The following is a 9,480-nucleotide window of genomic DNA, read 5'->3' as shown; positions in this document are numbered from 1 at the left end:
GGGTGGACGATGGGAATCGAACCCACGACAACCGGAATCACAATCCGGCGCTCTACCAACTGAGCTACGCCCACCATATTGCGCTACTGCTTACTTGCCCAGGCCTAATGGCGCACCCGGCAGGACTCGAACCTGCGACCATCCGCTTAGAAGGCGGATGCTCTATCCAGCTGAGCTACGGGCGCTTAAGCTTTCAGTCCGACTTAACAAGCCAACAAACCGCTTATTCCGTCCGACTTTGCCAACCCGTGCCAGGCAGTGCCCGACAAGTGCGGCGAATCTTATAGCCGACCCTCAAAGTCGTCAACATGTTTCTGAAAAAAATTTAAATTATTGAAGGGGTTAGGGGATTTGCCCGACCACCCGCCTTTGCCCTTGCGCCGTGTCGTGCGAGAATGCGCGCTTCTTCATGTTTCCTTCTCGATGGTTAATCACGCGTCTATGACTGCACACCTTATCGATGGCAAGGCGATCGCCGCCAACCTGCGCAAGCAGATCGCGCAACGTGTCGCGGAGCGCCGCCAGCAGGGCCTGCGCACGCCAGGCCTGGCAGTGATCCTGGTCGGTACCGACCCGGCCTCCCAAGTCTATGTCTCGCACAAGCGCAAGGACTGCGAAGAAGTCGGCTTCATCTCGCAGGCCTTCGACCTGCCCAGCGAGACCACCCAACAGGCCCTGACCGAGCTGATCGACCGCCTCAACGACGACCCGGCCGTCGATGGCATCCTGCTGCAACTGCCGCTGCCCGCGCACCTGGACGCCTCGCTGCTGCTCGAGCGTATTCGCCCGGACAAGGACGTCGACGGTTTCCACCCGTACAACATCGGCCGCCTCGCGCAACGCATCCCGCTGCTGCGCCCGTGCACCCCGAAGGGCATCATCACCCTGCTGGAAAGCACCGGCCAGGACCTGTACGGCATGAACGCGGTCATCGTCGGCGCTTCCAACATCGTCGGCCGCCCGATGGCCATGGAACTGCTGCTGGCCGGCTGCACCGTCACCGTCTGCCACCGCTTCACCAAGGACCTGGCCGGCCACGTCGGCCGTGCCGACCTGCTGGTGGTCGCCGCCGGCAAGCCGGGCCTGGTCAAGGGTGAGTGGGTCAAGGAAGGCGCGATCGTCATCGATGTCGGCATCAACCGCCAGGAAGACGGCAAGCTGGTCGGCGACGTGGTCTATGAGACCGCCCTGCCCCGCGCTGGCTGGATCACCCCGGTACCCGGCGGCGTCGGCCCAATGACCCGCGCATGCCTGCTGGAAAACACGCTGTATGCCGCTGAAGAGCTGCACAAGTAAGTTGGCGTAAAGCGAAAACGGCACCTCTGGCAGGTGCCGTTTTTTTTGCCTGGCGTTTTTGCAGGAACCCCATCGCGGGGCAAGCCCACTCCCACGCGATGCAGTCCGATGTCGCGTGGGAGCGGGCTTGCCCCGCGATGAGGCCCGTGAAGCTAACCGATCACTTGCGCGCCGCCTCCCACGACTTGAGCAGTTCGTTGTAGCTGACCGTTTCGCCCTTGGGCTTCTCGTTGGCCAGCTTCGGCTTCGGCGCCCCCGGCTGGTCGAACCAGTACTGGGCATCCTTCTCGGGGTTGAGCTTCGGCGCACAGGTGGCCTGGGCGTTGGAGCGCTGCAGCCGCTCCATCATGCGGTCCTGATCCCGCGCCAGGCCGTCCAGCGCCTCTTGAGGCGTCTTCTCGCCGCTGGCCACCTCGGCGATATGGCTCCACCACAGCTGCGCCAGGCGCGGATAGTCCGGCACGTTGGTGCCGGTCGGCGTCCACTGCACCCGCGCCGGGCTCCGGTAGAACTCCACCAGCCCGCCCAGCTTGGGCGCCAGGTCGGTCATGGCCTGGGAGTTGATGTCCGACTCGCGGATCGGCGTCAGGCCGACCACGGTCTTCTTCAACGACACGGTCTTGGAGGTGACGAACTGGGCATACAGCCAGGCCGCCAGCCGCTGTTTCTCAGGGGTGGATTTGAAGAAGGTCCAGGAGCCGGTGTCCTGGTAACCGAGCTTCATCCCCTCCTCCCAGTACGGTCCCTTGGGCGAGGGTGCCATGCGCCACTTCGGCGTGCCGTCGGCGTTGACCACCGGCAATCCAGGCTTGGTCATGTCGGCGGTGAAGGCGGTGTACCAGAAAATCTGCTGGGCGATGTTGCCCTGGGCCGGCACCGGCCCCGCCTCGGAGAAGGTCATGCCCTGGGCTTCCTTGGGCGCGTAGGCGCGCATCCAGTCCACGTACTTCTGCGTGGCGAACACCGCCGCCGGGCCATTGGTGTCACCGCCGCGGGTCACACTGGAGCCCACCGGGTGGCAGTCCTCCACGCGAATGCCCCACTCGTCCACCGGCAGGCCATTGGGCAGCCCCTTGTCGCCACCGCCGGCCATGGAGAACCAGGCGTCGGTGAAACGCCAACCCAGCGAAGGGTCCTTCTTGCCATAGTCCATGTGGCCATAGACCCGCTTGCCGTCGATCTCCTTGACGTCCTCGCTGAAGAACTTGGCGATGTCCTCGTAGGCCGACCAGTTCACCGGCACGCCCAGCTCGTAGCCGTACTTCTCCTTGAACTTGGCTTTCAGGTCCGGGCGCTCGAACCAGTCGGCGCGGAACCAGTAGAGGTTGGCGAATTGCTGGTCAGGCAACTGGTAGATCTTGCCGTCTGGCGCGGTGGTGAAGGAGATCCCGATAAAGTCCTTCAGGTCCAAAGTCGGCGAGGTGTAGTTCTTGCCCTCATTGGCCATCAGGTCGGTGATGGATTCCACCTTGCCATAGCGAAAGTGCGTACCGATCAAATCGGAATCGTTGACCCAGCCGTCATAGATGTTCTTGTCCGACTGCATCTGCGTCTGCAGCTTTTCCACCACATCGCCTTCCTGCAGCAGGTCGTGGGTCAACTGGATACCGGTGATCTCGGTAAAGGCCTTGGCCAGCACCTTGGACTCGTATTCGTGGGTGGTGATGGTTTCCGACACCACGTTGATCTTCATCCCACGGAACGGCTCGGCGGCCTTGATGAACCACTTGAGCTCTTCCAGTTGCTGCTCCGGCGTAAGGGTCGAAGGCTTGAACTCGCTGCCAATCCATTTTTTCGCCGCGTCTTCGTACTGGTCGGCCCAGGCCGTGCCGTGCAGGCCGCCCAGCACCAGCAGCGCGGCCAGGGTCAAATGTCGCCGTTTGTTGTCGTTATCGAACATTGTGATCTCCAGATTGCAGAAGGATCCATCGCCCCAGGCTCAACCCCAGCGCAGCACCACCAGCCACGCCAGCGACAGCAGCGAGGCCACCCACAACGGCCAGTCGCTCACCCCGACCACCAGCAGATGCAGGTAGGCGCTGGTCAGCAAGCCGATGAACAGCCGATCGCCACGGGTCGTGGCAATCGGCAGAAAACCGCGACGCTCCAGGCACGGGCGACGCAGTTCGAACAGGGTCATGCACATCAACACCAGGCCGATCGCCGAGAAGAACAGCGCGGTCGGCAGGGTCCAGGCCATCCACTCCATCATCCGCCCTCCTCACACCCGACCCAGGGCAAAGCCCTTGGCCACATGGTTGCGCACGAACCAGATCACCAGCATGCCCGGCAGGATGGTCAGCACCCCGGCGGCAGCCAGCACACCCCAGTCGATACCTGAGGCGGACACCGTGCGGGTCATCACCGCCGCGATCGGCTTGGCGTTCACCGAAGTGAGGGTGCGCGCCAGCAGCAGCTCGACCCACGAGAACATGAAGCAGAAGAACGCCGTTACGCCGATCCCCGAACCAATCAGCGGGATGAAGATCTTCACGAAGAACCGCGGGAAGCTGTACCCATCGATGTAGGCGGTTTCATCGATTTCCTTCGGCACCCCGCTCATGAAACCCTCCAGAATCCACACCGCCAGTGGCACGTTGAACAGGCAGTGGGCCAGTGCCACGGCAATGTGCGTATCGAACAGGCCAATCGAGGAATACAGCTGGAAGAACGGCAGCAGGAACACCGCCGGAGGCGCCATGCGGTTGGTCAGCAGCCAGAAGAACAGGTGCCGGTCGCCCAGAAAGCGGTAGCGCGAAAAGGCATAGGCCGCCGGCAAGGCCACCGTCAGCGAGATGAGCGTGTTCAGGCACACGTAGTACAGCGAGTTGATATAGCCGCTGTACCAGCTGGCATCGGTGAAGATCACCCGGTAGTTGTCGAAGGTGAACACCTGCGGCCACAAGGTCAGCCCACCGAGGATCTCGCTGTTGCTCTTGAACGACATGTTCAGCAGCCAATAGATCGGCACCAGCAGGAAGAAGAAGTACAACAGCAGGACCAGGGTCTTGCGCTTGCTCATGGCCTACTCCTTGTCGGCGTGGGTCATGGCTGTGTAGAACAGCCACGACACCAGCAGGATGATCAGGAAGTACACCAGCGAGAACGCCGCCGCCGGCCCCAGGTCGAACTGCCCCACCGCCATGCGCGTGAGGGTCTGGCTGAGGAAGGTCGTGGCGTTGCCCGGCCCGCCGCCGGTGAGCACGAACGGCTCGGTGTAGATCATGAAGCTGTCCATGAAGCGCAGCATCACCGCGATCAGCAGCACATTCTTGAGCTTGGGCAGCTGGATATGGCGAAACACCGCCCAGCCCGATGCCCGGTCGATACGCGCGGCCTGGTAGTACACGTCGGGGATGGCGCGCAAACCCGAATAGCACAGCAGCGCCACCAGCGAAGTCCAGTGCCACACGTCCATCACCAGCACCGTGACCCAGGCGTCGAACGGGTCGCCGGCATAGTTGTAGTTGACCCCAAGCTTGGCCAGCGTCGCGCCAAGCAGGCCGATGTCGGCGCGGCCGAAGATCTGCCAGATGGTGCCCACCACGTTCCACGGGATCAGCAACGGGATGGCCATGAGGATCAGGCACACCGACGCCATGCGCCCACGGGTCGGCATGGTCAGGGCGATGGCGATGCCCAGCGGGATTTCGATGGCCAGCACGCACCCGGAATAGATGAACTGGCGCAGCAGCGCATCATGCAGCGCCGGGTCGCGCAGCACCTGGCGGTACCAGTCGGCGCCGACGAAGTAACGGTTGGAGGCGTCGAAGATGTCCTGCACCGAGTAGTTGACCACGGTCATCATCGGGATCACGGCGCTGAACGCCACCAGCAAAAATACCGGCAGCACCAGCCACCAGGCCTTGTTGTTCGGCACCTTGTTCATGCCTCGGCCTCCACCAGCAGATCGTCCAGGTAGAGCATCAGCCATTGCGGCGGCAGGCTGACCCAAGCCCGGCCATGGGGCACCACCCGGTCCTCGCCCAGGCGCGCCTTGAGGGTGACCCCCGCCAGCACCAGCGTGAGAATGCGGTAGGTGCCCAGGTCCTCCACGTCCACCACGCGCGTTTCGAACGCGTTGTCGAAGGGGTGCTCCCACACCTGCACGAACTCCGGGCGGATGCCCACCTGCAAACGCCCGCCCTCGGACATCGCCAGGCGCTCACGCACCCCTTCGTGCAACACCAGATGCACATCGCCGAAGCTCACGCCGTCGGCCTCGGCGCGCACGTCGATCAGGTTCATCCCAGGGCTGCCGATGAAATAGCCGACGAAGGTATGCCGGGGCCGTTCGAACAACTCGCGCGGGGTGCCGAACTGGACGATGCGCCCGGCGTGCATCACCGCGATCTTGTCGGCGAAGGTCGAGGCCTCCAGCTGATCGTGGGTGACGTAGATCATGGTGATGTTGAACTGTTCGTGGATCTGCTTGAGCTTGCGCCGCAGCTTCCATTTCAGGTGCGGGTCGATCACCGTCAGCGGCTCGTCGAAGAGGATCGCCGACACGTCGTCGCGCACCAGCCCGCGGCCCATGGAGACCTTCTGTTTTTCGTCGGCGCTGAGGTTGCGTGCGCGCCTGTGCAGCACCGCGGCCAGCTCCAGCACCTCGGCGATTTCCTCGACCCGCGCACGTACCCGCGCCTCGTCCAACCCCTGGTTGCGCAGAGGGAAGGCCAGGTTGTCGAACACCGACATGGTGTCGTACACCACCGGGAACTGGAACACCTGGGCGATGTTGCGCTGCTGCGGGGTCAAGGCGTTGACCACCTTGCCGTCGAACAGCACCTCGCCATGGGAGGGCGCGAGCAGGCCGGAGATGATGTTGAGCAAGGTCGACTTGCCGCAGCCGGACGGCCCGAGCAAGGCATAGGCACCGCCCTGGGCCCACACATGTTCCAGCTCATGCAAGGCATAGTCGTCGGCGCTGGTGGGCGAGCGGCTGTAGCTGTGAGCCAGCTGATGCAGGCGGATCTCGGCCATCAGGCGCTCCTCGCGTCGCGCAGGCGTGGCGCCTGCACCAGGGCGTCGGCGCTGTCGAAGATGAACAGCTTGTGGGTGGGGATGAACACGCGGATCGGCGTGTCCACCTGATACTCGTGCACGCCCGGCAGGTGCAGGGTCATGCGCCAGTGCTCGTTGCGCACATGCAGGAAGGTTTCCGAGCCGCTGATCTCGGCCAGCTCCACCAGCACCGCCAGCTCCAGGTCATCGTCGCGCGACGGCACCAGCGCCAGGTGGCCGGGGCGGATGCCGAAACGATATTCGCCGTCCGCCAGGTCGCGCAGGTCGGCCGTGCGGGCAAAGTGCACGGCACCGGCCAGGCTCACCTCGTTGCCGACGATGCGCCCGGGCACCAGATTGATCGGCGGCTCGCAGAACAGCTCGGCGGCCAGCACGCTGGCGGGTCGCTGGTACACCTCGGTGGTACGGCCGCTCTGGATCACCCGGCCCTCGTGCAGCAGCGTGGTGGTGCCCCCCAAGGCCAGCGCCTCGTTGGGCTCGGTGGTGGCATACACGGCGATGCACTTGCGCTCGGCGAACAGGCTGCGCAGCTCTTGGCGCAGGCCCTCGCGCAGCTTGTAGTCGAGGTTGACCAATGGCTCGTCGAACAGGATCAGCGAGGCGTCCTTGACCAATGCCCGAGCCATGGCGGTGCGCTGCTGCTGGCCACCCGACAGTTCCAGCGGCAGGCGCCCGAGAAAGGGCGCGATACGCAACATCTCGGCCGTTTCGCGTACACGCCGCTGTATGTCCGGTTCGGCCATGCGCGCCTGACGCAACGGCGACGCGATGTTCTCGAACACCGTGAGCGTGGGGTAGTTGATGAACTGTTGATAGACCATCGATACGTTGCGCTGACGCACCGGGCGTCCCGTGACGTCCTCGCCGTCCATCAGCACGCGGCCGCTGTCCGGGCGGTCGAGGCCGGCCATCAGGCGCATCAGGCTGGTCTTGCCGGCCAGGGTGCGGCCCAGCAGCACGTTGAACGAGCCGGGCTCGAAACGCAGGCTGGCGTCGTCGATCCACAACTGGTTGTCGACACTGCGGCGTACCTGCTCCAGCACCAGGGACATGGCGTGGCCTTCTTGTAATGATTGTCCAGCCACTCCAGCCAGTTCCGTGCCAGCCCGGCACAACCGCTCTATACCGGTATCTTGCCCCCTGGCACGGCGCGCAGCTTGTACAGAAGTGAACAGTTTCGCTGAACAACTGAACACCCTCGGGTTTGACAATGAACAGCGCTGAACGACACTCAATCGCGGTCGCCAATAAAAACAACAGCCCACAGGACAGGCCCATGGCCCACTCCGTTTCGACCCACGCGCAACTGATCCAGGCCTCCTGGGCGCGCTGCCGCGAGCACGGCCTGCAGCCCCAGCACGCGCCCGACTTCGATTGCCTGACCGGTGCCGAGCTCGATGCCCTGCTCGAGCGCAACCAAGTCCTCTTGCGCCTCACCCATGACGACGTACTGCCGCAATACGCCCACCTGCTGGGCAACGCCAGCCACCTGGTGATGCTCGGCGACGCCAGCGGCTGCCTGCTCGGCGCCTGGGGCACCCGGCGCTTCGTCGCCCCACGTCAGCAGCACGCCTTCAGCCCTGGCGCACGCTGGCGCGAACAAGGCGTCGGCACCAACGCGCTGGGCACGGCACTGGTGTGCGGCGAGGCCATCCATGTCGGCCAGGACGAGCACTATCTAAGGCAGAACCGCTACATGGCCAGCGCCGCCGCACCGCTGTTCGACGCCGAACGGCGCCTGGTCGGCGTACTCGACGTGGCCTGTGACGGCTACCTGCCTGCCACCCAGACCCTGGGCCTGGTGCGCATGCTCAGCCAGAGCCTGGAGAACCGGCTGATCCTCGCCGGGCCCGGCGAGCAGCATTGGCAGCTGCTGTTCAACACCGGCGCCGACAACCTCGACAGCCCCTGGGCCGGCCTGTTGTTGTTCGACGAGCGCGGCGAGGTGCGTGCGGCCAACCACCGCGCAGACAGCCTGTTGGGCGCCGACCCGCGCCACCTGAACCTGGCGCAGCTGTTCCAGGTGCCGTTGCGGCAGGTCCTCGAACACGCCGAAGGGCGCCCCTTCGCCCTGCTCGCCCATGGCCGCCAACGCCTGCATTGCCAATGGCAGGGGCCACGCCGGCCACCCACGCGCCGTGTGCCCAGCGCCACGGATGCGCGTGTGAGCAAGGCGCTGGCCCAGGCCGGCCTGCTGCTGGAGAAGGACATCCCGCTGCTGGTCCAGGGCGAGACCGGGGTAGGCAAGGAGGTGTTCGTCAACGCCCTGCACCAGGCCAGCAGCCGGGCGCGCCAGCCGCTGATCGCGGTCAACTGCGCGGCGATCCCGGCCGAGCTGGTGGAGTCGGAGCTGTTCGGCTACGAAAAAGGCGCCTTCACCGGCGCCCACCACAAAGGCAACCCCGGGCTGATCCGCAAGGCCGACGGCGGCGTGCTGTTCCTCGACGAAATCGGCGACATGCCGCTGGCCACCCAGGCCCGCCTGCTGCGAGTACTGCAGGCCCGCAGTATCCAGCCGCTGGGCAGTGGCGAGCCGGTGGCACTGGATATACGCGTGGTGTCGGCGAGCAACCGCGACCTCGCCGCCGAGGTGCGCGCCGGGCGTTTTCGCCAGGACCTTTATTACCGCATCGCCGGGTTGACGCTGGTGCTGCCGGCGCTGCGCGAACGCAGTGACCGCCGTGCACTGATTGAAGAGGTGCATGGGCGCTATCGCGAGCCCGGCCAGCCCGAGCGGTTGGCGGATGATGTGCTGGTGTTGCTGGAGCGCCATCCCTGGCCGGGCAATCTGCGCGAACTGGTCAGCGTGATGCAGGTGGCGCTGGCATTGGCTGGCGAGCAGCCGGTCGGGGTGGAGCATCTGCCGAACAGCTTTCTGGCCGAGGCCGGAGAAAGCGCAGCGCATGAACACGCACCGAACGACCTGGGTGAACTGCTGCGCCTGGCCGATGGCAACCTCTCTTCCGTAGCCCGCACGCTGGGGGTCAGCCGTACGACGTTGTACAAGCGGCTGCGCGCTCGAGGGCTGGCATAGCCTGGTGAATGACACGCAATCTCGCGGGGCAAGCCCGCTCCCACAGACTGGACTGCCCCCAAGAAGTTGGACACCAATCCAACCCTTGGGGGATTTATGGGCAAGTACACCGAGCGCTTCAAGCT

At 64.7% G+C, this 9,480-nt stretch carries 8 protein-coding genes and 2 tRNA genes; 2 read left to right on the top strand and 8 right to left on the bottom strand.

Annotated features, from left to right (window positions below):
- Position 1: 1 nt before the first annotated feature.
- Positions 2-74 (bottom strand) — tRNA-His (locus F6X61_RS25765).
- Between the two features lie 34 nt (positions 75-108).
- Positions 109-185: transfer RNA gene (locus F6X61_RS25760), tRNA-Arg, on the bottom strand.
- Positions 186-441: 256 nt separating this feature from the next.
- On the opposite strand from F6X61_RS25760, the gene folD reads away from it, so the two are divergent.
- Positions 442-1,296, top strand: coding sequence for a bifunctional methylenetetrahydrofolate dehydrogenase/methenyltetrahydrofolate cyclohydrolase FolD (gene folD / locus F6X61_RS25755; protein WP_110994358.1), 855 nt, complete (start codon positions 442-444; stop codon positions 1,294-1,296).
- A gap of 160 nt (positions 1,297-1,456) precedes the next feature.
- Here folD and F6X61_RS25750 read toward each other — a convergent pair whose 3' ends face one another.
- The 6 genes from F6X61_RS25750 to F6X61_RS25725 are packed head-to-tail and all read right to left on the bottom strand — an operon-like array spanning position 1,457 to position 7,373.
- Positions 1,457-3,196, bottom strand: coding sequence for an ABC transporter substrate-binding protein (locus F6X61_RS25750; protein WP_153789124.1), 1,740 nt, complete (start codon positions 3,194-3,196; stop codon positions 1,457-1,459).
- 39 nt (positions 3,197-3,235) lie between these two features.
- Complete coding sequence (locus F6X61_RS25745; protein ID WP_153789125.1) at positions 3,236-3,505, bottom strand: DUF2160 domain-containing protein; 270 nt, start codon at positions 3,503-3,505, stop codon at positions 3,236-3,238.
- A 12-nt stretch (positions 3,506-3,517) separates the two neighbouring features.
- Positions 3,518-4,318: a carbohydrate ABC transporter permease gene (locus tag F6X61_RS25740; protein ID WP_153789123.1), complete on the bottom strand. Its 801-nt coding sequence runs from the start codon at positions 4,316-4,318 to the stop codon at positions 3,518-3,520.
- Positions 4,319-4,321: 3 nt separating this feature from the next.
- Positions 4,322-5,185, bottom strand: coding sequence for a carbohydrate ABC transporter permease (locus F6X61_RS25735; RefSeq protein WP_153789122.1), 864 nt, complete (start codon positions 5,183-5,185; stop codon positions 4,322-4,324).
- Positions 5,182-6,279 carry an ABC transporter ATP-binding protein gene (locus F6X61_RS25730; protein WP_153789121.1) on the bottom strand — a complete coding sequence of 366 codons (1,098 nt, stop codon included), beginning with the start codon at positions 6,277-6,279 and terminating at the stop codon, positions 5,182-5,184. The genes F6X61_RS25735 and F6X61_RS25730 overlap by 4 nt, the downstream gene beginning before the upstream one ends.
- Entirely contained in the window at positions 6,279-7,373 is a 1,095-nt protein-coding gene (locus F6X61_RS25725; RefSeq protein ID WP_153789120.1) for an ABC transporter ATP-binding protein, read from the bottom strand. The genes F6X61_RS25730 and F6X61_RS25725 overlap by 1 nt, the downstream gene beginning before the upstream one ends.
- A 224-nt stretch (positions 7,374-7,597) precedes the next feature.
- Here F6X61_RS25725 and F6X61_RS25720 point away from each other — a divergent pair, with 224 nt between their 5' ends.
- Complete coding sequence (locus F6X61_RS25720; RefSeq protein ID WP_153789119.1) at positions 7,598-9,355, top strand: sigma-54-dependent Fis family transcriptional regulator; 1,758 nt, start codon at positions 7,598-7,600, stop codon at positions 9,353-9,355.
- Positions 9,356-9,480 lie beyond the last annotated feature (125 nt).

This window comes from Pseudomonas sp. EMN2 (assembly GCF_009650555.1).
In the GTDB taxonomy this organism is placed as follows: Bacteria; Pseudomonadota; Gammaproteobacteria; order Pseudomonadales; family Pseudomonadaceae; genus Aquipseudomonas; species Aquipseudomonas sichuanensis.
The sequence above is the reverse complement of the archived record's forward strand: the minus strand, read 5'-3'. Positions and strand labels throughout refer to the sequence as shown.